A 25,672-nucleotide genomic window follows, 5' to 3' on the forward strand; every position below is an offset into this window, starting at 1 on the left:
CATCCTCCCCGTCGACAGAACGCGTATGCCGGATCCCAAGGCTTATCCCAAGTTTTCCCAAATCTTATGCGAACATCTGTTCGATGTCAAGCGAAAGTAGGACAACTGCGAGCAGTTGTCCTACAAGGCGGTCAGGCCGCAGGACAACTGCGAATGGTTGACCTGCAGCTCATGCCCCGGAATGATTGAAGAGGGGCAGAGGCAACCTTTCCCCCTCCCGTTGCGCGATCGGTTCAAGCAGGGCAACTGTCCGCAATCGCCTTACAAGCTAATTTCCGAGCATTGGAGAAGAAGAGCGGGCGGTTTTTGTAGGAGGGGCTTTCGCCCCGAACCTCCGTTACCCTCCGTCTTCGATGACGCGAGGGTTGCGATGGACGCCGCTCCGACAACTCCAAACCCCTGGTTCTCGATGGCGCAAAGGTCGCGGCTGAAGCCGCTCCTACATCCCTAAAACATAGGGATGCCGAAATGAATTTCGGCTTACAGGTGGAGATGGCCGTCGGTTCAGGCGACCGGGCAGGGATTTTGCACGCGCTCAGGTTGATGCGGTGAACCGCTGGAGGAGGGCGAGGAAGACCTGGGTGGCCTGGTGCAGCTCGAGGAGGTGGATATGTTCGTCGGGGGTGTGGGCGACGGCGAGGGTCCCCGGGCCGAAGACGACGGCCTGGGCGCCATACCGGGCGAAGGGCTCCGCGTCGGTCCAGCTGGGCATCCCGCCCAGGCGAACGGGGAGGCCGATCTCCGTGAGGGCGCGGGCCAGGGCCTGAACCAGCGGGGCCTGGGGATCAGTCTCGAAGGGCGGGGAGAGATCGAGGATCTCCCAGCGGACCGGATGACGCGTGAGGACGGTTTCGACCTGGGCGAGCAGGGCCTCCCGCGGGATCCCGGGGAGCCACCGGAGGTCCAGGTGCAGGGCGCAGCGGTCGGGGATCGCCAGGGCTCGCTCCCCGCCGTGGATGAACAGGGGGGTCACCGTGCCGCGGCCGATCCGCGGGTGCTGGGCCTGGATGGCCGGGAGGGCTTCCAGCTCCTCCATGAGCGCCATCGCGATGCGGATGGCGTTGCGGCCGCTCTCCACCGCGGAGCCGTGGGCCGGCTGGCCCCGGACCTCGAGGGCGAGCTCCAGGGTGCCGGCCTCCGCGATATGGATTTCCATCTGGGTGGGCTCGATGGCGAGCACCGCCTCCGGCCGACATGCCCGGGCGAGGGCTTCCGCCCCGCGGCCCATGTTCTCCTCGTCCACCGTCAGGGCGATGGTGACCGGGGATCCGGCGAGGCGCTCGGGGCCGAGGAGCGTAAGGGCGCTGAGCAGCGCGGCCAGCCCCCCCTTGACGTCCGCGCTCCCCCGCCCGTAGATGCGGCCTTCCCGCTCCACCGCCTCATATGGCTGAGGATGATCGGAGGGGGGGAACGTGTCCATGTGGACATCGATCAGCAATCGCGGGCGGGGCTGAGGATGGATCAGGAGGTTGGGCCAGGGATGGTCCGGCACCGGGAAGCGGGCAACCGGGAAGCCGCGCTCCCGGAGCCATCCTTCCAGAAACATGAGGAGCGCTCCCTCCTCACCGCTGGGGGAGGGGATGGCGATCAGCCGGGCCAGAGTCTCCCGCAGAAAGCCCTCCAGGCCTTCGCGCGCCGGGGCCTTCATCGCACTTATGTCCGGTAGCGCCCGTTGATGGTCACGTATTCGTGGGAGAGATCGCAGGTCCAGACCCAGTCCTCCCCATCCCCCAGGCCCAGCTCCAGGATCACCCGGAAGGAAGGGGCGGCGAAGATCTCCCGCGCGACATCCTCGAAATACAGGGCCGGGGATCCCCGATCGAAGAGCAGCAGGGGCGGTTCCTCTCCCCGCTGGATCCAGAGGGAGATGGCCTCCGTGTCCAGGGAGACGCCGGCGGATCCGGCTGCGGCGAGGATCCGTCCCCAGTTGGGATCCTCCCCGTAGAAGGCGGTCTTCACCAGCGGCGAGCGGGCGATGTGGCGGGCGATGTGGCGGGCCTCCTGGGGCGTGCGCGCCCCCCGCACCCGGATCTCCACGAACTTGGTGGCCCCTTCGCCGTCCCGCACGATGGCCTGGGCCAGCTCGACGCACAGGTCCGTCAGGGCTTCCCGGAAAAGGGGCGCGTTGCGCGCATCCAGGGCGACGCCGGAGGCCCCGTTGGCCAGGATCATGACGGTGTCGTTGGTGCTCTGATCGCCGTCGACGCTGATCCGATGGAAGCTGGCGTCCACCGCGGCCCGCAGGAGGTCGTCCAGGAGTTCGGGTTCCACCGCCACGTCCGTGGTGATCAGCGCCAGCATCGTGGCCATATGGGGATGGATCATCCCGGCCCCTTTCGCCATCCCCCCGATGGTCACCGGGGTGCCGTTCAGGGTCAGCCGGCGGACCGCCATCTTGGGCCGGGTGTCGGTGGTCATGATGGCTCGGGCGGCCGCCTCTCCTCCTTCCTCGGAGAGGGCCGGGATGGCCTGGAAAAGGCCGGCCCGGATGGCATCGACGGGGAGAGGAACTCCGATCACCCCGGTGGACATCACCAGGATGGTGTCCGGCGGGAACCCGAGGAGGAACCCGGCCAGGTCCACGATGGCGTAGATGTCCGACAGCCCCCGCGGTCCGGTGCAGGCGTTGGCGTTCCCGGAGTTGATGATCACCGCCCGGAAGCCGGTGCGCCGCCGGGCGAGGAGGACCTGATCGTATCGGACCGGGGCCGCCTTGATCTGGTTGGTGGTGAAGACGGCGGCGGCGGTGCAAGGATGCGTGCTGGCCACCAGGGCCAGATCCAGGGCGCCGCTGGCCTTGATCCCGCAGGCCACCCCGGCCGCCCGAAATCCCCGAGGTGCGGTGACGCTCATGGGTGCGCTCCTCCTCCCTGAGACGAAAGGAATCTCCCCTTCGCACGGCGTTCCCCCTGCGATGGGAGGAACGCTTTTTCCGTAACCGCACACCCCCCTGCCCCGGTTATTTTAATAGGAGTTACGCAGTTGGATCCGTCCTTCTCCCCATGCGACGGACGGGGCGATCATCATGATGGAGGCGGCGGCGATGCCGACGGTCTGCCTGCGGTTCCGATTCGAGGAGCATCCCAGGATCCGCGCCCTGATGGAGGCCTGCGCCGACATCCAGCGACAGGCCGTCGACTACGCCCTGGAAAACGGCAAAACCGCCACCTTCACCCTCATCCAGGCCCTCTACCCCTCCCTGCGCGCGCAGCATCCGGATCTCCACTCCAACCTCATCTACGGGGCGATCCGATCCGGCGCCCGGATCGTCCACGGCTTCCGAAACCAGCAGCGGAAGGGGAAGACCCGGGCAGACCGGCCGGAGATCCGGCGCCCCTCGATCTATCTGGTCCGGCAGACGGTGAAGATCGAGTGGGACGGGGAGATCCTGACCGTCACGATCCCGGTCTTCCCCCGGGATCCGGAGCCCATCATCCTCACCTTCCGCCCTCATCACAAGTATCGCCGGCTGCTGGATGAGTGGAAGGCGGGACGGGCGCGGATGGGGGAGCCGACGCTCACGGCCCACTCCCTCTCCATCCCCCTCAAGTTCCCCGACCCCATCCCCTATAAGCCGGAGGGGGTGATCGGGATCGACAGCAACGAGGGGAATCTGACGGCCTTCGTGACCTCCACCGGTGAGATCCGGGAGATCGACACGGGATATGTGGGGAAGGTCAACCGGGACCATCTGCGGCGCGAGATCAGAGGGACGAGAGGGAAGCGCAACCCGAAGGCCAGGAAGAAGATCGCCTCCAAGCATCGAAGGATTCGGAAGCAGAAGACGGAGAACTTCTGGCATCATCTGGCCCTGGCGCTGATCGCCTGGGCGCTGGGGATGCGGGCGGCTCTGGTGCTGGAGGATCTTCGGGGGATGAAGGAGCGGATTGGGGAGGGGAAGTCCAGGAGGATGCGGCAGCGTCTACTGAACTTTTGGAGCATTATGACTTTCCATCGGATTCTGGTTCACAAGGCGAGGTTTTATGGGGTTCCCTTGATCTTCGTGAACCCACAGAACACGTCCCGGGCGTGTCCGGTATGCGGCAAAGTGAATGAAAGGCTAAGGGGACACGTCCTGGCGTGCCCTTGCGGGGCGAGGATGGGCCGTCACGAGGCGGCGGCGGTGAACATCGCCCGCAGGGGGGTGGAATTCCTCGGGGGCCTAGGCTCCCGGGGCAGGGGTCGGTGGGCGACCCCGGTGGCCGGTCCTCTGGCCTTGGGCTAAAACCCAAGGCCACGACCGGAATACGCAGAAAACGGCGTAAGTCCTATTTAAATAGACCGAACGGGATCCGGGGGACGATCTTGCTTGACAGGCTCCCCCTTTGAGGTTAGATTAGCCTTGCCGCCGGGTCCAAACGGGCGGGAGGCGGCATCCCGCATCCTGGATCTTCGAGGGAGCCGGATGAGGGCACTTATTTTATACATCGAGGACAATTTCGAAAACCGGCTGCTGGTTCGGCGGATCCTGGAGGCAGAGGGGTATCGGGTGGTGGAGGCGGAGGACGGGCCCAGAGGGCTGGAGCTGGCCCGCTCGATGCACCCCGATCTGATCCTGGTGGACCTCCATCTCCCCGACATCGACGGCTATGAACTGGTCCGTCGCTTCAAGCAGATGCCCCATTTGCAGGGGATCCCGATTGTGGCGCTCACGGCGGATGTCATCCGCGGCACCCGGGAGCGGGCCCTGGCGACCGGATGCGACGGCTACATCCCCAAGCCCATCGATGTGGATGCGTTGCCGGAGCAGATCGCCGCGTTCCTGAAGAACCGGGAGGCCCCTCATGGGCGGTGAGCAGATGAAGCCTCCGGTGGACCCGAAGGAGGCCACCATCCTGGTGGTCGAGGACAACCTCCAGAACTTTGTGCTGATCGCCCGCCTCCTGGGCTACCTGGGGGTGCGGGACATCCAGTGGAAGGCTTCGGGCTGGCAGGTGCTGGAGTTCGCCGGGCAGCTGCCCCGCATCGATCTCATCCTCCTGGACATCCATCTGCCCTATGAGGACGGCTATGAGGTCCTCCGACAGATCCGGGCCGACCCCCGTTTCCGAGGGACCCGGGTGGTGGCGGTCTCGGCGGAGGCCACAGAGGACAACATGCGGCGGGCGCGGGAGGCGGGCTTCGATGGCTTCATCGGCAAGCCCATCGACCCGGACGCCTTCCCCGATCAGATCCGTCGCATCCTCGCCGGCGAGGGCGTGTGGACACTCGGTTGAGGAGGGCGCGCGATGGTGTCCCTCGATTGGGGCTCGTGGCCGTTGCGCTGGAAGTTCCTGGCCGGGTTCGTGCTGGTCGTGCTGGTCAGCGTAGTGGGGACGGTGGAGATCGCGGGGCGCCTGCTGGCAAACGCCCTCCAGCGCCGGATTGTGGAGGAATTCCAGGGGGTGGCCCAGACCCAGCGGGCGGCCCTGGAGAAGGAGCTCTGGCATCAGGTGGAGAGCCTGAGCGCGGGCGCGGAGGAGGAGACGCTGATCTCCGAGGCCGTCGCCCACTCGGCCCGTTATGCCGATCCTCTCCTCCGCGCGTATGCCGTTCAGCAGGAGGAGCTCCTCTGGCGACTCCAGCCCGATTCCAGCCTGCGCCGACAGATCCTCCAGGGTCCGGCCGCCGCCCGGCTCCGCGCCCTCCGGGATCGTCTCACCGGCCACCTGCACCTGCTCCTCACCGATGCCCACGGGATCCTGGTCGCGGCCACGGAGCCTCCTCGCGCCTATCGCTTTGATCGGGAGCCATGGTGGCAGGCGGCCTGGAGTCAGGGACGGGGCGCGCCGTATATCAGCACCCTCCAGTTCGACGAGGACCTCCAGACCACAGTGGTCTACCTGGCGGTTCCCATCTACCGCCGGGATACTCATCAGGCGGTCGGGGTGTTGCGCAGCGCCTATGGCGCCTCGCAGATCTTCGGGATCCTCAGCCAGTTCCGGATCGGACGCACCGGACGGGCGCTGTTGCTGGATCGGGATGGGGCGATCCTGATGGACCCCATCGGGTTGTTGCATCGGGAGCAGCGGGTCACGGATCTCGGGCTCAAGCCGGAGGATCTCGCCCGGCCGGAAGGCACCGTGTTCACCCGGGACTGGCTCATCGCCTACAGCCGGGTGGGACCGGGGATCGCCCACCGGCTTCCTGCCCTGGAGGAGCGGGGCTGGATGCTGGCCGTGGTGCAAAGCGAGGATGAGGCCCTGGCGCCGGTGGAGCGGCTGGGACGCCAGGTCTTGCTCTGGACGGTGGTCCTGGGTCTTCTTGCGGTGGGCCTGGCTTATGTCGCCTCTGCCTCTCTCACCCGCCCCCTCCGGGAGCTGACGGAGGCCGCCCAGCAGATGGGAGCCGGCCGGCTGAACGTCCGGGTCCCGGTGACCTCCCGGGACGAGCTGGGGGTGCTGGCGGAGACCTTCAACGCGATGGCCGTTCGGCTCCAGGATCTCTATCAAAACCTGGAGCGCCGGGTGCAGGAGCGGACCCATCAGCTGCAGACGGCGGCGGAGATGGGCCGCCTCATCGCCTCCACCCTGGACCTGAACGAGCTGCTCCGGACGGCGGTGAACCTGATCCGGGATCGCCTGGGCTACTACCATGCCTCGGTGTTCCTGATCGAGGAGAGCGGCCGGTGGGCGGTCCTGCAGGAGTCCACCGGCGAGGTCGGGCGAAAGCTGAAAGAGCGAGGCCACCGGCTGGAGGTGGGGGGGCGGAGCCTGATCGGCTGGGTGACGGCGAACGGGCGGCCCCGGGTGGCCCAGCGGACCGCGGAGGATCCGATTCATTTGAAGAACGAGCTGCTCCCGGAGACCCGATCCGAGGCCGCTTTCCCGCTGAAGATCGGGGATCGCATCATCGGGGCCCTGGATGTTCAGAGCACGCTGGAGGAGGCGTTCGACCCCGGGGCCCTCTCGGTGCTGCAGATCCTGGCGGACCAGCTGGCGGTGGCCATTGAGAACGCCCGGCTCTATCAGCAGGCCCAGGCGGCCCTGGAGGAGACCCAGGCGCTGTATCAGGCCGCTCGGGATCTGACGGCCGCGACGACCATCGAGGGGGCGGCCCGGGCCTTGCTGGCCCACCTTCCGGTCCAGGGGGTGGATCGGTATGTGCTGGCCATGGCGGAGGATCCGGAAGCTCAAGGGGAGGAACGAGTCCTCCAGGCCCGGCTGATCTGGGATCGAGAGCGGGGGCTTTTCACAGAGCCCCGACGCTATACGGCCGCCGAGCTGCCGATCATCGCCCGGGAGCTCACCCGGGAGCCCATCTTCGTCCCCGATGTGGCCACCGATCCGTGGCTGGACGAGACCAGCCGTGCGTTCTACCTCCGGCATCGCGTGCGTTCCATCGCCTTCTTCCCCCTCTGGGCCGGCGATGTCTTCTGGGGCTGGCTGATCGCCCAGGGGGTCCAGCGGCCCCTGGAGCTCGACGGGCGGACGGTTCGCCGGTTGCAGGCCCTCGCCGACACGGCGGCGGTGGTGTTCCAGAACCGTCGTCTCTTCGAGCTGCTGGAGCAACGGCTGCGGGAGCAGGCCTTGCTCTACGAAGTCGCCGCCTCCCTCGCGGAGGCCTCCGGGCCGGTGGAGCTGCTGACCCGGATCTGTCGGGCCTTCACCCTCGGTCTGGGCGCAACCAGCGCGTATGTGAACCGGGAGTCCTCCGATGGACAGGGCTTCTTCGTCATGAGCGAGTTCTATGCCCCGGAAGCCATGCCGGAGGAGCGCATCTCCGATGTGGGCGCCTATTATCGTTACGAGGACTATCCGCTCTACGCTCAGATGCGATGGACGCGGCAGCCGGTGGTGCTCCGGCGGAGCGAGCTGGAGGCGCGAGGCGCCCCGGAGGCGCAGCTCCTGGCGCGATATGGCGGCCGGACCGTGTTGTTGCTCCCTCTGCTGGTCGGCGAACAGTATTACGGGCACGTGGAGATCTGGGACAGCCGGCGGGAGCGCTGGTTCTCCGGGGAGGAGATCCGGCTGGCCACCACCCTGGCTCACAGCGCGGCCCTGGCCCTCCAGCGCCAGGGGCTCTTCGAGGAAGCCGCTCGCCGGGCCCGCCTGCTGCAGGCGGCGGCGGAGGTCAGCCGCATCACGGCCACCATCCTGGATCCGGACCGTCTGATGGCGGAGGCCGTCGAGCGGATCCGGGAGCGCTTCGATTATTACTATGTCGGCTGGTTCGTCCCCGATGCGGAGGGCCGGTGGATGGTGCTGGCTGCCGGCACCGGGGAGCCCGGCCGGATCATGAAAGAACGGGGCCACCGGCTGGAGATCGGCGGGCAATCGATGGTCGGCTGGGCGGCGGCCCACCGGCGGGCCCGCATCGCGCTGGATGTGGGCGCGGAGCCGGTGCGCTTCGCCAACCCCCTCCTTCCCCTCACCCGCTCGGAGATCGCCCTGCCGATGCTCGTGCGCGGGGAGCTGGTCGGGGTCCTGGACATCCAGTCTGAACAGCCGGCTGCCTTCACCGAAGAGGACATCCAGGCCCTCCAGGTGATGGCGGATCAGCTGGCCACCGCCTGGCAGAACGCCCGGCTCTACGCCCAGGCCCAGGCGCAAGCGGAGGAGCTGGCCACCCTCCACCGCCTGGCCCTGGAGTTCTCCCGTTCCCTGAACCTGACCGAGATCCTGGAGGCCGTGTGCCGGGCCTATGTGGAGGTGCTGGGGGCGGACCATAGCGGCGCGGCGCTGTGGGAGAAAGGCCGGGATGTCGGGACGGTGGTGGCGGAGTATCCGGCCCAGGGCTTCATTGGGGTCCAAATCCAGATCGACAACGCTTTTACCCGGCAGGCGATGGAGACCGGACAACCCCAGTGGGCGCTGGATGTTCTCCGGGACGAGCGGCTGGAGGCCACCGGGCCTCTGCTGGCCGGTCTGGGGATCCGTTCCATCGCCATCGTCCCGCTGGTGGCCCGGGGCCAGGTGATCGCCACGGTGGGCCTGGATTATGTGCGGGCCCACCATGCCTTCACGCCCGAGGAGCTGCGTCTGGCTCAGACCATCGCCCAGCAGGCCGCCGTCGCCCTGGAGAACGCCCTGTTGTATGAGGAGGCCCAGCGCCAGGCCCGCCGCATCCAGACTGCTGCGGAGATCGCCCGGATCGTCGTCAGCGTGCTGGATGTGGAGGAGCTGTTACAACAGGCGGTGGACCTCATCCGCCAGCGGTTCGATTACTACTACGTGGGAGCCTTCCTGGTGGATCCCAGCGGGGAGTGGGCCGTCCTGCGGGCGGGCACCGGGGAGGCCGGCCGGCGGATGGTCGCCCAGGGACACCGCCTGCGCGTCGGCGGGGAATCCATGATCGGCCAGGCCTGCGCCCGCCGGCAGCCGGTGATCGCCCAGGATGTGAGCGAGGCCGAGGCCCGTTATGTGAACCCCCTGCTCCCGGATACCCGGGCCGAGATGGCCCTGCCCCTGATCGTGGGCGATCGGGTGCTGGGCGCTCTGACGATCCAGGCCGACCGTCCCCATGCGTTCTCCCCGCAGGATCTCGCCGTGCTGGGCATTGTCGCCGACAGCCTGGCCGTGGCCCTTCAGAACGCCATGCTCTACGAGGAGCAAAAGCGCACGGCCGAGCGCCTGCGGGAGCTGGACCGCCTGAAGACCCAATTCATCGCCAACATGTCTCACGAGCTGCGCACCCCGCTGAACTCCATCATCGGCTTCAGCCGGGTGATCCTTAAGGGGATCGACGGGCCGCTGACGGAGGCCCAGCGCCAGGACCTCACCGCCATCTACAACGCCGGCCAGCATCTGCTGGGCCTGATCAACGACATCCTCGATCTCTCCAAGATCGAGGCCGGCCGGATGGAGCTCCAGTTCTCCGAAGTGGACATGCGGGAGATCATCCGCGGCGTGATGTCCACCGCCGTCGGCCTGACCCGCGACAAACCCATCGAGCTCCGCCAGGAGGTCCCCGAGGACCTCTCGCCGGTCTGGGCGGACGCGCAGCGAGCCCGACAGGTCCTGCTCAACCTGGTCTCCAATGCGGCCAAGTTCACCGACCAGGGCTTCATCGCGGTGCGCGCCTGGGCGGACGAATCCTTTGTGACGATCGCCGTGCAGGACACCGGGATCGGGATCCCCAGGGAGAAACAGGAGGAGATCTTCCAGGAGTTCACCCAGGTGGAGAGCGGGACCACCCGGCGTTACGGCGGGACCGGGCTGGGGCTGGCCATCGCCCGGCGTCTGGTGGAGCTGATGGGCGGGCGCATCTGGGTGGAGAGCGAGGTCGGGAAGGGCTCGACGTTCTTCTTCACGCTCCCCCGGGCCCGGCCACGGCTTGCGGGCGAACCCCGACCGGGCCGGCCGGTGATCCTCTGCATCGACGACGACCCCGGCGTGATCACCTTATATCGGCGGTATCTGGAGAAGCACGGCTTCGAAGTGGTCGGCCTGACGGATCCCCGAGAGGCCCTGGAGACGGCTCGCCGCCTCCGGCCGGATGCCATCACCCTCGACATCATGATGCCCCAGAAGGACGGATGGACGGTCCTTCAGGAACTCAAGGCCGATCCCCAAACCCGGGCGATCCCGGTGATCATCTGCTCCATCCTCGACGAGCGGGGCCAGGGGTTCAGCCTGGGGGCTGCGGAATATCTGGTCAAGCCCTTCACCGAAGAGGAGCTGCTGGAAGCCATCCAGCGGGTGGACGGTCGACCCCGCCCCCTGAAGGTCCTGGTGATCGATGACTCGGAGGGCGATCGCCAGCTGATCCGCCGGGTCCTGGAGAACGCAGGGGGCTATCACGTTCTGGAAGCGGCGAACGGCCCGGAAGGGGTGGCCCTGGCCCGACGGGAGCGGCCTGACCTGGTGATCCTGGACCTGATGATGCCGGAGATGGACGGGTTCGCCGTGGTGGAGGCGCTGCGGGAGGATCCGTCCACCCGTTCCCTCCCCATCCTGGTGCTCACGGCCAAAGCGCTGACCGAGGAGGACCGCCGACGGCTCAACGGGCGGATCGAGCGGCTGCTCCAGAAAGCGGGTGCGGACCCCGAGGCGCTCCTCGCGGAGATCCTGGAGGTCGTGCGCCGGGCCCGTCATCCATCGGGTGCCCCGGCGGAAAGCTAAGCCGCCGGGAGCGCGCAGGGCCCGGCTGGAGGCGGTCGGGGGCCGGGGAGGCGCGCCGCGCGTATCCCCGGCCCCGATCCTTTTGTCTGAGGGCTCCCCTTGCCGTCTTCCCCAGGCCGATGCCTTATAATCCCATGCAACCGATTCGGACGCTGCGCATGGAGGTCCTCGATGTGGAAGACCCATGGGTGTGGGGCGCTGCGCCCGGCCCACGTCGGCCAGATGGTGGAGCTGGCCGGGTGGGTGCACCGGCGCCGGGATCATGGCGGCCTGATCTTCGTCGACCTGCGGGATCGGAGCGGGCTGGTCCAGGTGGTGGGGGATCCCTCCTGCTCCGCGGAGGCCCATGCGGCCCTGGATCAGGTCCGCCTGGAATACGTGATCCAGGTCCACGGGCGGGTGCGCCGGCGGCCCGCCGGGACGGAGAACCCGAACCTGCCCACCGGGGAGGTGGAGGTGGAAGCCCACGCGGTGCGCATCCTGAACCCCGCGCGCCCGCTGCCTTTCCCCATCGACGACGACGGCCGGCGCATCGATGAGACGGTCCGCCTGCGTTACCGCTACCTGGACCTGCGGCGGGCTCGCATGCAGCGGAACCTGATGTTGCGCCATCAGACCACCCGGGCCATCCGGGACTACCTGGACACCCGGGGGTTTGTGGAGGTGGAGACGCCCATCCTGATCAAGAGCACACCGGAGGGCGCCCGGGATTTCATCGTCCCCAGCCGGCTCCACCCCGGCAAGTTCTATGCCCTGCCGCAATCTCCTCAACAACTGAAACAGCTGCTGATGGTGGCGGGCCTGGAGAAATACTACCAGATCGCCCGCTGCTTCCGCGATGAGGACCTGCGGGGCGACCGCCAGCCCGAGTTCACCCAGCTGGACCTGGAGATGTCCTTCGTGGATCGCGAGGACATCCTGCAGCTGATCGAAGGGCTGCTGATCGAGGTGGTGCAGCGGGTGGTCCCCCACAAGCGGTTTCGCACGCCGTTCCCTCGCCTCACTTACGCGGAGGCCCTCGCCCGCTACGGCTCGGACAAGCCGGACCTGCGCTTCGGCATGGAGCTGGTCGACCTGACGGATGTGGCCCGGGAGAGCGCCTTCGAGATCTTCCGGGAGGCGGCTCGGGGCGGAGGACAGGTGAAGGCCCTGCGCGCGCCGGGCTGCGCCGGCTACAGCCGCCGCGAGCTCGACGAGCTGACGTCTTACGTGAAATCGCAGGGGGCGAAGGGATTGATCACCCTCGCCTTCACCGGCGATGGGGTGAAAGGCCAGGCCGTTAAGTTCCTGACCGAAGGCGAGCGCGCCCTCATCGCCGAGCGGACCGGGGCCGGCGCCGGCGATCTGCTCTGCATCGTGGCCGACGCCCCCGAGGTGGTCGCCAAAGCCCTGGGCGGGCTCCGCCTGCTCTTCCGCGACCGATTGCAGCTGGCGGATCCGGATGAGTTCGCCTTCGCCTGGATCCTGGAGTTCCCGATGTTCGAGTGGAACGAGGAGGAAGGCCGCTGGGAGGCCGTGCACCATCCCTTCACCTCCCCGCTGGATGAGGATCTGGACCGCCTGGAGACCGACCCGGCCTCGGTCCGGGCGAAGGCGTATGACATCGTGTGCAACGGCTATGAGATCGGCGGGGGGAGCATCCGGATCCACCGCCGGGAGATCCAGGAGCGGGTGTTCCGGCTGCTCGGATACACCCCGGAGCAGGCCCGCGCTCGGTTCGGTCATCTGCTGGAGGCCTTTGAGTTCGGCGCCCCTCCTCACGGAGGCATCGCCCTGGGCCTGGATCGCCTGGTGATGCTGCTGGCGGACGAGCCGAACATCCGCGAGGTCATCGCCTTCCCCAAGACCGCCAGCGCGATGGATCTCCTGTTCGATGCCCCCTCGGAGGTCGACGAACGCCAGCTCCGGGAGCTCCACATCCGCATCGTGCGGGAGGAGAGCTGATCCCTGCAGGGGCCGGGGCATAGGGGCCCCGGCCCCGTTTGTCGGAGAGCCGGATTGCGGATAAACTGCATTTAAGCACAGAAGGGGGAGCGAGGATGACCGAAGGAGAGCCCAGAAAGATCCGGATCGTCTGCATCGAGGACGACCAGGATATGATCGACCTGATCCGCCTGATCGTCACCCGGCGGGGCTACGAGCTGGTCGGGTGGGCGACGGGCGGCGTGGAGGGGATCGAGGTCATCCGGCGGGAGAAGCCTGATCTCGTCCTGCTGGACCTGATGATGCCGGACATCGATGGCTGGGAAGTCTACCAGCAGATGAAGGCGGACCCCGAGCTGCGCCACATCCCGGTGATCGTGGTCACCGCCCGCGCCCAGAACGTCGATCGCATCCTCGGCCTTCACATCGCCCGCGTCGACGATTATCTCACCAAGCCCTTCGGCCCCTCGGAGCTGATCGCCAGCATCGAGCGGGTGATGAGCCGCTCGGTTCAGACCGAGCCCGGCGAGGAGTGAGCGAGATGCCTGCCCATCCCCCGACGGCGGAGATCCTGGCCATCGGGAACGAGCTGCTGCTGGGGGAGGTTGTCGATACCAACACCGCCTGGCTGTGCCGCTTCTTCACCGGGCTGGGCGGGAAGGTCCAGCGGGCTGTGGTGTTGCCGGACGAGGTGGAGGCCATCGCGGCGGAGCTGCAGGGGGCCCTGCGTCGAGCTCCGGCCCTCGTGTTCACCACCGGCGGGCTGGGCCCCACCGAGGACGACCGAACCTTGGCCGCGGTGGCGATGGCCACCGGGCGGCCGCTGGAGGAGCATCCGGAGGCGCTGCGGATGGTGGCGGCGCGCTACCGGGAGCTGGCGGCCGCCGGTTTCGTCGCGGAGCCGGACCTCACGCCCCCCCGCCGCAAGATGGCCATGCTCCCCCGCGGAGCGATCCCCCTGGACAACCCGGTGGGGGCCGCCCCAGGGGTCCTCCTGCCTCTGGAACGGACACTCCTCGTCTGCCTCCCCGGCGTCCCCGAAGAGATGAAGGCCATCGTCCAGAGCTCCCTCGCCCCGCATCTGCAGGCCCGCCTGGGGAGGGCCGGGTTTGCGGAGTTGCGCCTGCTTACGGATTGTGGGGATGAATCCCGGCTGGCGCCGTTGCTGGGGGAGGTGGGCCGGGCTTTCCCCCACGTCTATATCAAATCCCGGGCCCGGGCCTTCGGACCTCAGGTGCGCATACAGATTTACCTTTCCGCGGCCGCCCCGACGCCGGAGGAGGCGCAGGCCCTGGTGGAGGAAGCCGGACGACATCTGGAGGGACGGCTCGCGGAAGCCGGGGTCTCTGCGGAGCGTCTTCCTGCGCTGTGAGTCCCGAACGAGGAAACCCACTGGGTCACGGCGCTTTCTGGGGGAAAATCCCCTGCCAACCTTATTTTACGGAAAGGAGGTGTAGCGATGGGCAAGTGGGCGCGCGGTCTCACGCTTATGGTCCTCCTGGCGATCCTGGTGGCGTGCGGGGCACCGGCAGCCCCTCCCAGTCCCACGACCCCACCGACTCCTCCTCCGACGGCTCCTGCCACAGAGGCTCCTCCTGCGACCGGGCCGGCGGCCGCTGAGGATTCGTGCGGGGATCGCTCCCGGCTCTCCAAGCAGCTGTATCTGTTCAACTGGCCCGATTACATCGCCCAGGAGGTTCTGGAGCGGTTCGAGCGGGAGTGCGGGGTCAAGGTCATCGTCGACACCTATGACTCCAATGAGACCCTGCTGGCCAAGCTGCAGGCCGGTGCCACCGGTTACGATGTCATCGTGCCTTCGGACTACATGGTCTCCATCATGATCAAGGAGGGCATGCTGGCCGAGCTGGACAAGAACAACCTTCCCAACCTGAAGCACATCGATCCGGCCCATCTGGGCCTTTATTTCGACCCGGAGAACAAATACACGGTGCCCTATATGTGGGGCACCTCCGGGTTCATGTATGACACCGCGGCGGTCCAGCGCGAGCTCAAGAGCTGGAAGGATCTCTTCGAGCCGGCCCCGGACATCCAGGGGAAGATCTCCATGCTGAAGGACGAGCGAGAGGTGATCGGGGCGGCCCTCAAGTATCTGGGGTTCTCCATGAACACCACGAACCCGGAGGAGCTCCAGAAGGCCAAGGAGGTCCTGCTTCGCCAGAAGCCTTATGTGAAGGCCTACACCAGCGACACCAACCGGGATCTCCTGGTGGCCGGCGAGGTCGTCGTGGCGCACATCTGGACCGGCGACGCCATCCGGGCCCGCGACGCCAAGCCGACGCTGAAGTATGTGATCCCTGAGGAGGGCTGCACCATCTGGCAGGACAACCTGGCCATCCCGAAGACCTCCAAAAACAAATACACGGCCGAGGTGTTCATCAACTTCCTGATGCGGCCGGACATCGCAGCCATCAACGCGAACACCATCAAATACGGCAGCCCGAACCGCACGGCCATCCAGCAGCGGTTGATCGACCCCGCGCTCCTCAACGACCCGGGGATCTATCCGCCGGACGAGCTGAAGCGGAAGATGGAGTGGCTGATCGACGTAGGGGACGCGATCGAGCTGTATGACCGGATCTGGACCGAGCTGGGCGTAGAGCAATGAGATGGGGCTGGAAGGGCGGGGGATCGGAGACGATCCCCCGCCCCGATCGTCGGGGATGGAGGGGCTGACCATGAAGCCGATGTGGATCGGAGGGGAGTGGACGGCCGGGACCGCCGCCGGGGAGATCCCCGTGCAGGACCCGGCGACGGAGGAGGTGCTGGAGACGGTGCCCCGGGGGACCGCCCGGGATGTAGAGGCGGCGGTGGCCGCTGCCCGTCGCGCCTTCGAACCCTGGCGCCGCGTCCCCGCCGCGATCCGGGCGGAGATGCTCCACGAGATCGCCCGCAAGATCCGGGCGCACCAGGAGGAGCTGATCCGACTGCTCACCCTGGAGGAAGGCAAGCCGTGGCCGGAGAACGAGGAGGAGATCCTCTGGTCGGCGAACACTTTTGATTACTACGCGGAGCTCGCCCGTCATGAGCGGGGCCGGGTGATCCCCTCGCCGGAGCCCGGTCAGCTCAGCTTGGTGCTCAAGGAGCCCTACGGCGTGGTGGGATGCATCGTCCCATGGAACTACCCCATCCTCCTGATGGCCTGGAAGGTCGCGCCGGCTCTGGCCGCCGGCAACACGGTGGTGATCAAGCCCTCCGAGCTCACCCCCCTGACCACGCTGCGCCTGGCCGAGGTGGCGATGGATCATCTCCCGCCGGGCGTGGTGAACATCGTGACCGGATATGGGCCGGAGGTCGGCGAGCCGCTGGTGACGCATCCGGAGGTCCCGGTCATCGCCTTCACCGGATCCCTGGCGACTGGCCAGCGGATCGCAGCCCTGGCCGCCCCGATGATGAAAAAGCTCCACCTGGAGCTGGGCGGCAAGGATCCTTTCGTGGTCGGGCCGGACGCGCCGCTGGAGCTCGCGGTGAAGGCCCTGGCGTATGCGGCCCTGATCAACGCCGGCCAGGTCTGCACCAGCACGGAACGAGTGTATGTGCCGGCCTCGATCTACCATCGGTTCGCCGAGGAGATCGCCTCGTTTGTCAGCACCCTGCGCCTGGGCCACGGCCTGGATCCGCAAACAGACATCGGGCCGATGGCGGGGCCCTCCTATCGGGCGAAGGTGGAGGATCACGTGGCCGATGCCCTGGCGCGGGGGGCTCACGCCCTCACCGGGGCGCGCCGGCCGCCTCACCTCCCTCGCGGCTTCTTCTACGAGCCCACGGTGCTGGTGGACGTGGATCACACGATGAAGGTCATGCGCGAGGAGACCTTCGGGCCCGTCATCCCCCTGATGCCCTACCGGACCTTCGACGAGGCCATCGCCCTGTGCAACGATAACCCCTACGGGCTGGGCGCGTGTCTGATGAGCCATGACCCCCGCCTGATCCGCCGTTTCTATGAGGAGGTGAAGGCGGGCACGGTCTGGATCAACGATCCCCTCACGGATAACTACGCCGGGCCGTTCGGGGGCATGAAGCTCAGCGGGATCGGCCGGGAGCTGGGCCTGGAGGGACTGGAGGAGTTCCGGGAGACCAAGCACGTCCACTGGGACATCGAGGGCGGCGAGAAACCCTGGTGGTTCCCCTACGGGCGCTCCGGGAAGGGCTCAATATAGATCTCATCGAACAGCCGGCTCTGATAGGCCACCACCCGGCGCTGCTTCAACAGCTCCAGCAGTCCCAGGAAGAAGGCGATGCCCTCGTAACGGTTCCCCGCCGTCCGGAGCAGCCCGGTGAAGGCCACCCGCCCTCCTTCCCGCACCGCCTCCAGGATCCGCTCCATGGCCTCCTGGATCGTCAGGCGATACGCGGGAAGGAACGCCCCCACCGGGGCCGCTTCGACCGCCGGGCGCAGGGCCCGGCGGGCCAGCCGGAGGAGATCCTCCAGGGTGATGCCCTCCAGGCCGGTCCCGGGGGCCTCGGGCCGGGGCGGCGGCGCGGTCCGGCCGTAGGCGGTGAACCCCTCTCGCTCCCGCAGCCGGCGGGCCAGCTCCCGGAAGAGGCGGTAGGCCTTGAGCTGCTCCACCAGCGCTTCTCCCACATCCTCCTCGGCCTCATCCGGCTCCGGTGGGCGAGGGAGGAGCAGGGAGGACTTGATGTAAAGGAGCTTGGCGGCGATCACCAGATATTCCGCCAGCTGGTCCAGGGTCAGCGCCTGCAGGATGGTGACGTATTCCAGATACTGTTCGGTAACCTGGGCCAGGGAGACCTGGGTGATATCCAGGTCGTTCCGCTCGATCAGGTAAAGGAGGAGATCGAGCGGGCCCTCGAAGACGGGCAGGCGCACCGGGGGCAGCGTTGGACGGAACGGGAGTGTCATGGCCCCTCCTGGAGCCAGCGCCAGAGCAGGCCCATCGCCGCGTGCGCGGCCCATTCGGCCGCATGGGGGAGCGGGCCGCGATGGCCGCGCCGGACGCTTCGGGAACCCTCAGGGGCCGCCAGGGCCACGGTGATCTGAAAGCCCTCCGCCTCGGGGAGGACCTCCGCCGCCAGCCCGAAGGTGGTCCCGGCCTGACGCCGAATGGCCTCGGCGGCGTGCTCCGGGGCGGCGGCCAGCCGGGCGCGGACCTCACCGATCCGGAAGACCTCGCTTTCAGGATCCGCCGCAGCGAGGCGCCCCCCCAGCATCCCCAGGGTGCCCCGCTCCAGCGTGGAGACGGTCGCCCCGCGGGCCCGCAGGGCGGCGATCACCGCCTCCTCCGGCGCCTGGTTGCCCTCCCCGAAAACCGCCCAGCCCAGGCGTTCCCGGACCCGGCGGACGGCCTCCTCGGCCCGGGCGGCGGCTTCCTCCGGGGTGGATCCCCGGGCCCGGATGCGGATGTCCACCATCCCCGGATGGGCGTTCAATCCCACTTGCGGGTTCTCGCCCCGAAGCAGATCCTGCAGCCGCTCATCGATCCAGCTTTCCCCCAACCCGATGGTGCGCACCACCCGCCAGGCCAGGGCCTCCGCGGGAGGGAACCGCTCCCAAAGGTAAGGGACCACCGTGTCCGAGAGCATCCGCTCCAGCTCCCGGGGGACGCCCGGGAGGGCGAAGAGGACGCGGCCGTTGGTCTCAACCAGGAACCCGGGGGCGGTGCCGATGGGATTGGGAATGACGCGAGAGCCCTCGGGCCGGAAGGCCTGGCGCCGGTTGTTCTCGGGCATGGACACCCCGAAGGCCTGGAAGCGGGCCCGGATGACCTCCAGCAGCTCCGGATCGAAGATCAGGGGACGCCCCAGGGCCTCCGCCACCGCCTCCCGGGTCACATCGTCGACCGTGGGCCCCAGCCCTCCGCTGATCACGAGGATCTCGCTACGGGCCAGCGCCGCCCGGATGGCCGCCACCATGCGGGGGAGATCATCTCCCACCACCGTGATCTGGACCAGGGGGATGGAGAGGGGCTGCAGGGCGCGGGCGATGCGCGCCGAGTTCGTGTCGACCACATCTCCGCTGAGCAGCTCCGTGCCGGTTGCCAGCACCTCGGCCTGGGGCATAACGGACCTCCGATGCGCGGCTTCGGAGAAGATTCTACTATTCGGCGCGGAGGCCGGCATGGAGGCAGAATGTCAGCGTGAGGAACCTCCTCCTTCCTGCTCCTCGAGCTCCCGGATCAGCGTTTCGATGTCGATCCCATACACCCGGGCGGCGTCGGCCAGCGTCTCCAGGCCGGCCAGCGCGCACACCGGGCACCACATCCCCCAGCGGATCAGGATCTCGCGGGATCGGGGGTAGCGGGCCAGGAGCTCCTCAATGGACCAGTCCTTCCGGATCATCCTGTCCTCCCCGGGCGTGTTCCTCCTTGATCATCGGCGGTCTTCCCTTCCCTCACCTTGCGCCCCGTCAAGGCCGGGGAAGGCTCCCGAAGTTCCAGCTCCTCCGCCAGGGCGACCAGGGCATGGGGTTCCCGCAACACGATCCGTCGCCGGCCCAGTCGAACCCAGCCAGCCCGCTGCCAGCGGTTGAGCAGCCGGCTCACCGTGTGCAGGCGGGTCCCGCACAGCTCCGCCAGCTCCTCCCGGCTCAACGGCATCGTCACAACGATCCCTTCTTCCGTGCGCTCCCCCAGCCGGCTGGCCAGCCGCACCAGCACCCGGGCCAGCCGGCGCTCCACCCGGAGGACGCTGACCTCCAGCAGCCGCCGATGCGTCTCGTGCAGCCGCTCCGCCAGCACCCGCAGGAGCCGCAGGGCGACCTCCGGATGGCGGAGCAGGAACCCGCGCAGGGCCTCCCCGGGAAGCCAGAGAGCCCGGGCAGGGGATATCGCTTGGGCGGAGGCCGGGTAGGGCGAATCCGCGAACGTCGCGATCAGGCCCAGCGGCTCTCCGGGCCCGGCCACCTGGACCACCACCTCCTGGCCGCTGACATCCGTCTGGACGATCTTCACATAGCCCTCGAGGAGCAAATGAACTCCTTCTGCCGGATCCCCCTCCAGGAACAGGAAGCGGCCGGCGGGACATTTCCGTTCCACCCCCATATGGATCAGCGCCCGCAGGCTCTCGCGCGGCACGCCGCGGAAAAGCGGATATCCGCTCAAGACCTCCAGGAGCTCTCCTTCAGTCGTCCCGGGCCGCCTCTGTTCCATCCGCCCCTCCGGATCCGGGATCCGCCTGCCGGTGAACAAGGGAAGGCCTTTCCCACCTTGTCTTCTTATTTTGCTGCATTCGGAGCATGCTGGCGCAGGGGATCGCCGGGGCTGCGCGCATTCGGGGGCTGGGAGACCCAGAAGCGATCTCCCAGCCCCCGCATCCTGGCCCATCCCTTAGTGCCCGGAGTTGCCGGACGGAGTGCCCTGGAACAGATCCGGCCGCTCGGGGCCTTCTACGGTCAGGTATCCGGACAGCCCCCGCAGCATCCGCCACAGCGCGTGATCCACCAGCACGTAGCGGCCGGGGACTTCGGTGGTGAGCTCGAAGACCGCTGCCGAGCCCGGCGGCACATAAACGGTCTCTTCGTTCGCCACAAAGGTGTCCGGCGAGCCCGCATATACCCGGTCGAAGATCTCCCCGATGATGTGGAAGTTCGAGCCGACGTTCGGGCCACCTACCCCAAAGAAGATGCGGATCCGTTCACCGGTCTGCGCCCGCAGGGGATAGAGGTCGGTGAGGGTCTTCACGTGGCCGTTGAAAGTGAAATATTCGGGGCGCTCCGCCTGGGCCTTGGCGGAGTCGAAGGAGGCCAGGCCCGGCTGGCCGAAGGGAAGAGAGGTATACCATTCGCCTTGCACAACGTAGAACTCCCGGTCGACCGGCGGCAGACCTCCCTTCGGCTCCACCACGATGATGCCATACATGCCCATCCCGATGTGCAGCGGGGCCGGCGGATAGGCGCAGTGATAGATATACGCGCCCGGCTTCAGGGCCTTGAAGACCAAGGTCTTGGTCTCCCCCGGCGCCACGGTGGTGACCGTCGCTCCGCCGCCCGGGCCGGTGACCGCGTGCAGATCGATGTTGTGGGAGACGTGGTTCTCCGGAGGGTTCACCAGGCGGAGGACCACCGTGTCCCCCTCCATCACCCGGATCATCGGGCCGGGCACCGTCCCATCGAAGGTCCAGAAGGGGAAGGTCACTCCGTCGGTCAGCTCCGCCACCACTTCCTTCACAGTGAGGGTGACCTCCACCGTGGTGGGCTCCGTGCGCCGGATCGGGGGCGGCACGTCCGCCGGATCCCGGACCACCCGGACTTTCGGCCCGCCCGGGGTGGGCGTAGGGTGCACATGGGCTTCTGAAGAGGCTGCGGGAGACGGGGTGGGCACGGCGGGCGTAGCCGCCACGGTCGTGCACGCCGTCAGGGCCATCATCAGCGCGCCGATAAGGAGCCATCGGGCCGGAACCATCGTTCACCTCCGCAAAGGGATTCCGGCCCTATCTTCCCCGAGCCCAATGGCCTCCTCGTTGACTCTACCCAACGTTCCGGTGTGACAAGCGTCATCGATCTGACGGTTTCGATCACACGTTCCGGGTGACAAAGATCACCCCGAAGCGATGCGTCTCGGTCGTCCCTCTAAGCGGACTCTAAGCGGAATTTGGAGAAGGCGCGCGGCGTCCGGCCCGGAGGGCTCGGGCGATGAGGAGCAGGAAGATCAGGATGGCCAGGCCGTTCAGCAGCCCGCCGACCCGCCGGGCGTCCGGCCATCCGCCGAGATCCCCGCTGAGGCGGAGCAGGAGCGAGAGGTGGAGGACTGCGAGGGGGAAGTAGAAGGCGACGGAGAAGGGGAGGCGCACCCGCAACACAGCCGGGAAGATGATCAGGGCGTGGCCGAAGATCATCGAGAACACGAAGCCGATAAGGAGGGCGTGCACCCGGGCATCGTAAAGAGGCCCCGCTATCGCCTCACCGGGGAGCCACTCCAGGGCTCCACCGATCCCCAGCCAGACATAGCCGGCCAGCATGCACACCGCCACGTAGCGGACCAGGCCATGCTGGCGGACGGTGCGCCGGGCGATGTCGTAGCGGGCCAGCCAGGCGGCCAGGATCAGCCATCCCAGCCCCAGCGCCCGCCGGCCCCACGCCGGCTGGATCTCCCCCAGCGCCAGCCCCAGCAGAACCCATGCCAGGCCGGCACCGAACAGACCCACCATCCCGCGTCCGCGGGGGATCAGGCGGGCCAGCTCCAGCCGCTCCCCGAAAATGGTCAGCACCAGGAAAGCGGTCCACCATGGGACAGCGGCGGCGAGGGTCCCGCGGACGAGCCAGACCGCCTGGCCGATGCCCCACAGCGCCGCCCCGATCCCCAGCACCCGGAAGGAGGGATCGGGATGCCGGCGGGCCGCATCGCCGAAGAAGAGGGTGAGGACGATGGCGCTGCCCAGGAACAGAAAGGCGCTTCCAGCCATCGGACGGCCCAGGAGCAGGGTGAGGCTGCCCAGGGCGGCCAGAAGGGGAGCCGCCCAGGACCAGCGGGGGCCGACGACCGCCCGTTCCAGGGCGATCAGGGTGCCCAGGAACCCGGAGATCATCAGCGCCCCATGCGCGCCCGGCCAGGCCGGGTTCGGCCGGGGGAAGGCCCACCCGATCCGGATCCACCCGGCCCAAATCCCCACCCCCAGGGAGAGGAGCGCCACGAGCATCAGTGGGAACCGCATCCGCAGCGGCATCCTGACTCTTCACCCGGGATCAAATCTGAGAAGCTTGCCGTCTCCGGAAGCACGGTCGCGCTGATGTTTTACCTCCGATCGGCGGAGCCCGCTTTGCGCGCGCGCAAAGAGGCTCAGGATCCGACCGATCAGAATTCCGGAAGGGAGGTCATCCATGGGAAAGCGCAGGCGGCCACGGATCGTGGTGGTGGGGGCAGGGTTCGGCGGGTTGTGGGCCGTGCGGACCCTGGCCTTTGAACCGGTGGAGGTGCTGCTGGTGGACCGTCGGAACCACCACACGTTTTTCCCCTTGCTCTATCAGGTGGCGGCCGCCGAGATCGAGCCCGAGGCCATCGCTTTTCCCATCCGGGGGCTCCTGCGGCGTTTCCCCAATGTGGGCTTCGAGATGGCGGAGGTGCAGGGGATCGACCTGACGGCCCGCCGGCTGGAGACCGATGGCCCACCCATCGATTACGACTTCCTGATCCTGGCTCCGGGGAGCCTGGCGCACACCTTCGGCGTTCCGGGAGTCGCCGAGCACGCCTTCTTCCTCAAAGACCTGGATCAGGCCGTCGCTCTGCGCAACCATATCCTGTCGGCTTTCGAGCGGGCGGCCCGGGAGCCGGATCCGCTCCGCCAGCGGCGTCTGCTGACCTTCGTGATCGTGGGCGGCGGCCCCACCGGCGTGGAGTTCGCGGGGGCCCTCGCTGAGCTCATCGCGCGCCCGCTGCGCCGGGATTTCCCCACCCTGGACTTCCGGGAGGTCCGCGTGCTCCTCCTCGAGGCGATGGAGGAGGTGCTCCCCGGGTTGCCGGCGGTCCTTTCCACCTATGCGCGGGAGCGGCTTCGTCATTTGGGCGTAGAAGTGCGGCGGCGCGCTCCCGTGGCCGCGGTGGGACCCGATTGGGTGCGCCTGCAGGATGGGGAAGAAATCGAGACGGCAACTGTGGTATGGACGGCCGGCGTGCGCGGGCATCCCCTGGGGGCAGCCCTGGGGCTTCCCCTTGGGCCAGGGGGGCGGGCACTGGTGACCCCCACCCTCCAGGTGCCCGGTCATCCAGAGATCTACGTGGTGGGAGATCTGGCGCTCCCGGAAGGGCCGGGGAAGCTGCCTATGGTCGCGCCGGTGGCCATCCAGCAAGGAACCCTCGCAGCGCGGAACATCCTGCGCGCCCTGAAGGGCCGCCCGCCATTGCCCTTCCGTTATCGGGATCCGGGGACCCTGGTGACCATCGGGCGGAACGCCGCCGTCGCCCATGTGTTCGGGCGCGCCTTCACCGGCTTCGCGGCCTGGTTGCTCTGGCTGGGGGTTCACCTCATCCGCCTGATCGGGATGCGGAACCGTCTGGTGGTGCTCTCCGGCTGGGCATGGGATTATCTGTTCTACGAACGGGCGGTGCGCCTGATCCTCCCCTCGCCGCCCGTAAGGGGCAAATAGCGCTCGAGGGTCAGCTCAAGCGAGCGAGGGCGTTATAGGCCTGAGGCCTGGAGCGAAGGATCTTTGGGTTCTTTCAGCTTCTCCTCGAGGAACTCCCGGAGGGCCACCGCGTTGTTGTGGGAGGTGTCCCGGGCGCTGAAGAGCAGGGTGATGTTGCCGACGCGGGCGGCCTCCAGCAACGGCCGCCAGGCTTCGGGATGGGCCTCCAGCTCCGCGAAGTAGCGCCTCCGGAACTCCTCCCACTTCCGGGGATCGTGGCCGAACCACCGCCGCAGCCGGTCGCTGGGCGCCACCTCCCGCAGCCAGCCGTCCATCCGCAGGGCCTCCTTCTTGATCCCTCGCGGCCACAGCCGCTCCACCAGGAACCGCCTCCCGTCGTCCGGCTCCACTGGATCGTAGACCCGCTTGACTTTGATCATCGCCCCTCCTCGGTGGGGATGTGCAGTTCCTTGAAGTTGTTTATCGTTTTTCCAGAATCCCTTGTTCGTCCAGATGCTTCAGGAGAAGGTGAAAGTAAACCAGCCCGGCGTAAGGGTGCCAGGGCTTCAAGGCGTTCCGTACCTGCTGGGCATCCAGCGGTCGGCGGCGTCCCAGCCAGCGCCGGAGGTGGTTTCGGGCCCCGACGTCGTCGGCCGGGAAGATGTGCAGCCGACCCATCCCCCGCAACAGCACATACTCCGCGCTCCAGCGCCCAACCCCGTGCAGCCCCTGCAATCGGGCTATCGCCTCTGCGTCGGGCAACGATCCCCACGACTCGGGATGGATGGCCCCCGCGGCGGTCATCTCCGCGAGGGTGAGGATCGCCCGAGCCTTCTGCCGGCTGAAGCCGAGGGCCCGTAACGCCTCAAGGGAACGCCCCGCCAGGTCCTCCGCTCCTGGGAACGCCGGCGGAGCCTCCGGGTCCTCCTCTACGCGACGTCCGAAGGCCTCGGCCAGGCGGTTGATCAGACGGATCCCCAGGGCGAGGGTGACCTGCTGACAGGCGATGGCGTTGATCAGGGCTTCGAACACGGTGGGGAACCGCGGGGGCCGCATCCCCCGGAACCGGAGGGCCCAGGGACCCAAGCGGGCGTCTCCCTTCACGTGGCGGTAGAACCCGGAGAGGTCCACGGAGAGCCCGAGCAGATGGTCGAGAGCCCGGACGGCCTCCTCCACCACTCCCTCGGGGAGCGAAGGGGCAGTCAAGCCGACGCGAAGGCGCGGTGAATCCGGCGAGCCCTCCATCTGCACCGCCAAGCTGATCGGAATCCCAGCAGCCAGCACAGTGCGACGGTAGGTCCGGCCGTCCCAGCGATCGACCTGGTTCTCCGGCCGCCGACGCAGGGCCCAGACTGTAAAATCCAGACGGAACGGCGGGTGTGGCTTCAGCCATAGCGTCCGCGTCGGCATCCTATTACGTCCCTCCCTCCACCGCGAGCCGCCGCAGCGCCCCCGGGGGGATCCCCAGCTGCTCCGCCGCGCACGGGAGGCAATACGCCGCCTCGCGGCCGTGCGCATCGATCAGAGTGAAGCGGTAACGCCGTCGCACCCGTGGCCGTCGGCCTGGCGGATCGCACGCCTCGCAGGCGAAGGTCTGGGGGGGTTCCAGACGCTCCGCGCGAAGCAAGCGCGGCGCCATCCTCTCCTCCTGGGCGGAAAATCCAGCGGTTCC

The 25,672-nt window shown here is 67.9% G+C and carries 21 protein-coding genes; 10 read left to right on the forward strand and 11 right to left on the reverse strand.

Features of this window, described 5'->3' with window-relative positions; translation table 11 throughout:
* Positions 1 to 535 precede the first annotated feature (535 nt).
* Together KNN16_RS03720 and argJ are read right to left on the reverse strand one after the other, a co-directional pair.
* Positions 536 to 1,648, reverse strand: coding sequence for a M20 family metallopeptidase (locus KNN16_RS03720; RefSeq protein ID WP_303898955.1), 1,113 nt, complete (start codon positions 1,646 to 1,648; stop codon positions 536 to 538).
* A gap of 5 nt (positions 1,649 to 1,653) precedes the next feature.
* The gene (argJ, locus tag KNN16_RS03725; protein ID WP_303898957.1) at positions 1,654 to 2,853 is read right to left on the reverse strand and encodes a bifunctional glutamate N-acetyltransferase/amino-acid acetyltransferase ArgJ; all 1,200 of its coding nucleotides are present in this window, start codon (positions 2,851 to 2,853) and stop codon (positions 1,654 to 1,656) included.
* A gap of 190 nt (positions 2,854 to 3,043) precedes the next feature.
* On the opposite strand from argJ, the gene KNN16_RS03730 reads away from it, so the two are divergent.
* The 9 genes from KNN16_RS03730 (at position 3,044) to KNN16_RS03770 (ending at position 17,143) form a co-directional block, all read left to right on the forward strand.
* Complete coding sequence (locus KNN16_RS03730; RefSeq protein ID WP_303898960.1) at positions 3,044 to 4,225, forward strand: transposase; 1,182 nt, start codon at positions 3,044 to 3,046, stop codon at positions 4,223 to 4,225.
* 180 nt (positions 4,226 to 4,405) lie between these two features.
* Positions 4,406 to 4,795, forward strand: coding sequence for a response regulator (locus KNN16_RS03735; protein ID WP_303898962.1), 390 nt, complete (start codon positions 4,406 to 4,408; stop codon positions 4,793 to 4,795).
* Positions 4,785 to 5,216 (forward strand): response regulator, encoded by a 432-nt coding sequence (locus KNN16_RS03740; RefSeq protein ID WP_299283008.1) that lies wholly within the window; start codon positions 4,785 to 4,787, stop codon positions 5,214 to 5,216. The genes KNN16_RS03735 and KNN16_RS03740 overlap by 11 nt, the downstream gene beginning before the upstream one ends.
* A gap of 12 nt (positions 5,217 to 5,228) precedes the next feature.
* The gene (locus KNN16_RS03745) at positions 5,229 to 11,042 is read left to right on the forward strand and encodes a GAF domain-containing protein (RefSeq protein ID WP_303898966.1); all 5,814 of its coding nucleotides are present in this window, start codon (positions 5,229 to 5,231) and stop codon (positions 11,040 to 11,042) included.
* A 171-nt stretch (positions 11,043 to 11,213) separates the two neighbouring features.
* Positions 11,214 to 12,986, forward strand: a complete 1,773-nt coding sequence (gene aspS, locus KNN16_RS03750) for an aspartate--tRNA ligase (RefSeq protein WP_303898969.1) — start codon at positions 11,214 to 11,216, stop codon at positions 12,984 to 12,986.
* 95 nt (positions 12,987 to 13,081) lie between these two features.
* Positions 13,082 to 13,501 (forward strand): response regulator transcription factor, encoded by a 420-nt coding sequence (locus tag KNN16_RS03755; protein WP_088570170.1) that lies wholly within the window; start codon positions 13,082 to 13,084, stop codon positions 13,499 to 13,501.
* 5 nt (positions 13,502 to 13,506) lie between these two features.
* Complete coding sequence (locus KNN16_RS03760) at positions 13,507 to 14,337, forward strand: molybdopterin-binding protein (RefSeq protein ID WP_299287663.1); 831 nt, start codon at positions 13,507 to 13,509, stop codon at positions 14,335 to 14,337.
* Positions 14,338 to 14,424: 87 nt separating this feature from the next.
* Complete coding sequence (locus KNN16_RS03765) at positions 14,425 to 15,591, forward strand: spermidine/putrescine ABC transporter substrate-binding protein (protein ID WP_303898973.1); 1,167 nt, start codon at positions 14,425 to 14,427, stop codon at positions 15,589 to 15,591.
* Position 15,592: 1 nt separating this feature from the next.
* Positions 15,593 to 17,143, forward strand: a complete 1,551-nt coding sequence (locus KNN16_RS03770) for an aldehyde dehydrogenase (protein ID WP_303898975.1) — start codon at positions 15,593 to 15,595, stop codon at positions 17,141 to 17,143.
* On the opposite strand, the gene KNN16_RS03775 is transcribed toward KNN16_RS03770, so the two are convergent.
* The 6 genes from KNN16_RS03775 to KNN16_RS03800 all read right to left on the reverse strand — a co-directional run bounded on the left by KNN16_RS03775 (position 17,113) and on the right by KNN16_RS03800 (position 22,592).
* On the reverse strand, positions 17,113 to 17,847 hold the full coding sequence (locus tag KNN16_RS03775; RefSeq protein WP_299287672.1) for a ScpA family protein: 735 nt from the start codon (positions 17,845 to 17,847) through the stop codon (positions 17,113 to 17,115). The two genes, KNN16_RS03770 and KNN16_RS03775, sit on opposite strands and share 31 nt — an antisense overlap.
* Positions 17,844 to 19,004 (reverse strand): molybdopterin-binding protein, encoded by a 1,161-nt coding sequence (locus KNN16_RS03780; RefSeq protein ID WP_299287675.1) that lies wholly within the window; start codon positions 19,002 to 19,004, stop codon positions 17,844 to 17,846. The genes KNN16_RS03775 and KNN16_RS03780 overlap by 4 nt, the downstream gene beginning before the upstream one ends.
* Before the next feature lie 72 nt (positions 19,005 to 19,076).
* Positions 19,077 to 19,283: a DUF1858 domain-containing protein gene (locus tag KNN16_RS03785; RefSeq protein ID WP_303898979.1), complete on the reverse strand. Its 207-nt coding sequence runs from the start codon at positions 19,281 to 19,283 to the stop codon at positions 19,077 to 19,079.
* The gene (locus KNN16_RS03790; protein WP_303898982.1) at positions 19,280 to 20,092 is read right to left on the reverse strand and encodes a Crp/Fnr family transcriptional regulator; all 813 of its coding nucleotides are present in this window, start codon (positions 20,090 to 20,092) and stop codon (positions 19,280 to 19,282) included. Before KNN16_RS03790 ends, KNN16_RS03785 begins: the two co-directional genes overlap by 4 nt.
* A gap of 177 nt (positions 20,093 to 20,269) precedes the next feature.
* Positions 20,270 to 21,343, reverse strand: a complete 1,074-nt coding sequence (nirK, locus tag KNN16_RS03795) for a copper-containing nitrite reductase (RefSeq protein ID WP_303898984.1) — start codon at positions 21,341 to 21,343, stop codon at positions 20,270 to 20,272.
* A gap of 178 nt (positions 21,344 to 21,521) precedes the next feature.
* Positions 21,522 to 22,592: a hypothetical protein gene (locus KNN16_RS03800; RefSeq protein ID WP_303898986.1), complete on the reverse strand. Its 1,071-nt coding sequence runs from the start codon at positions 22,590 to 22,592 to the stop codon at positions 21,522 to 21,524.
* Between the two features lie 166 nt (positions 22,593 to 22,758).
* On the opposite strand from KNN16_RS03800, the gene KNN16_RS03805 reads away from it, so the two are divergent.
* Complete coding sequence (locus tag KNN16_RS03805; protein WP_303898988.1) at positions 22,759 to 24,021, forward strand: NAD(P)/FAD-dependent oxidoreductase; 1,263 nt, start codon at positions 22,759 to 22,761, stop codon at positions 24,019 to 24,021.
* Between the two features lie 32 nt (positions 24,022 to 24,053).
* Here KNN16_RS03805 and KNN16_RS03810 read toward each other — a convergent pair whose 3' ends face one another.
* Genes KNN16_RS03810 through KNN16_RS03820 form a run of 3 tightly spaced genes read right to left on the reverse strand, consistent with a single transcriptional unit; the run spans position 24,054 to position 25,639 of the window.
* Positions 24,054 to 24,440, reverse strand: a complete 387-nt coding sequence (locus tag KNN16_RS03810) for a DUF488 domain-containing protein (protein ID WP_303898991.1) — start codon at positions 24,438 to 24,440, stop codon at positions 24,054 to 24,056.
* A 40-nt stretch (positions 24,441 to 24,480) separates the two neighbouring features.
* Positions 24,481 to 25,410, reverse strand: a complete 930-nt coding sequence (locus KNN16_RS03815; RefSeq protein ID WP_303898993.1) for a DNA-3-methyladenine glycosylase — start codon at positions 25,408 to 25,410, stop codon at positions 24,481 to 24,483.
* Positions 25,411 to 25,414: 4 nt separating this feature from the next.
* The gene (locus KNN16_RS03820) at positions 25,415 to 25,639 is read right to left on the reverse strand and encodes a hypothetical protein (RefSeq protein WP_303898995.1); all 225 of its coding nucleotides are present in this window, start codon (positions 25,637 to 25,639) and stop codon (positions 25,415 to 25,417) included.
* Between the last annotated feature and the right edge of the window lie 33 nt (positions 25,640 to 25,672).

The sequence above is a fragment of the Thermoflexus hugenholtzii genome, assembly GCF_018771565.1.
Taxonomy (GTDB): Bacteria; Chloroflexota; Anaerolineae; order Thermoflexales; family Thermoflexaceae; genus Thermoflexus; species Thermoflexus hugenholtzii_A.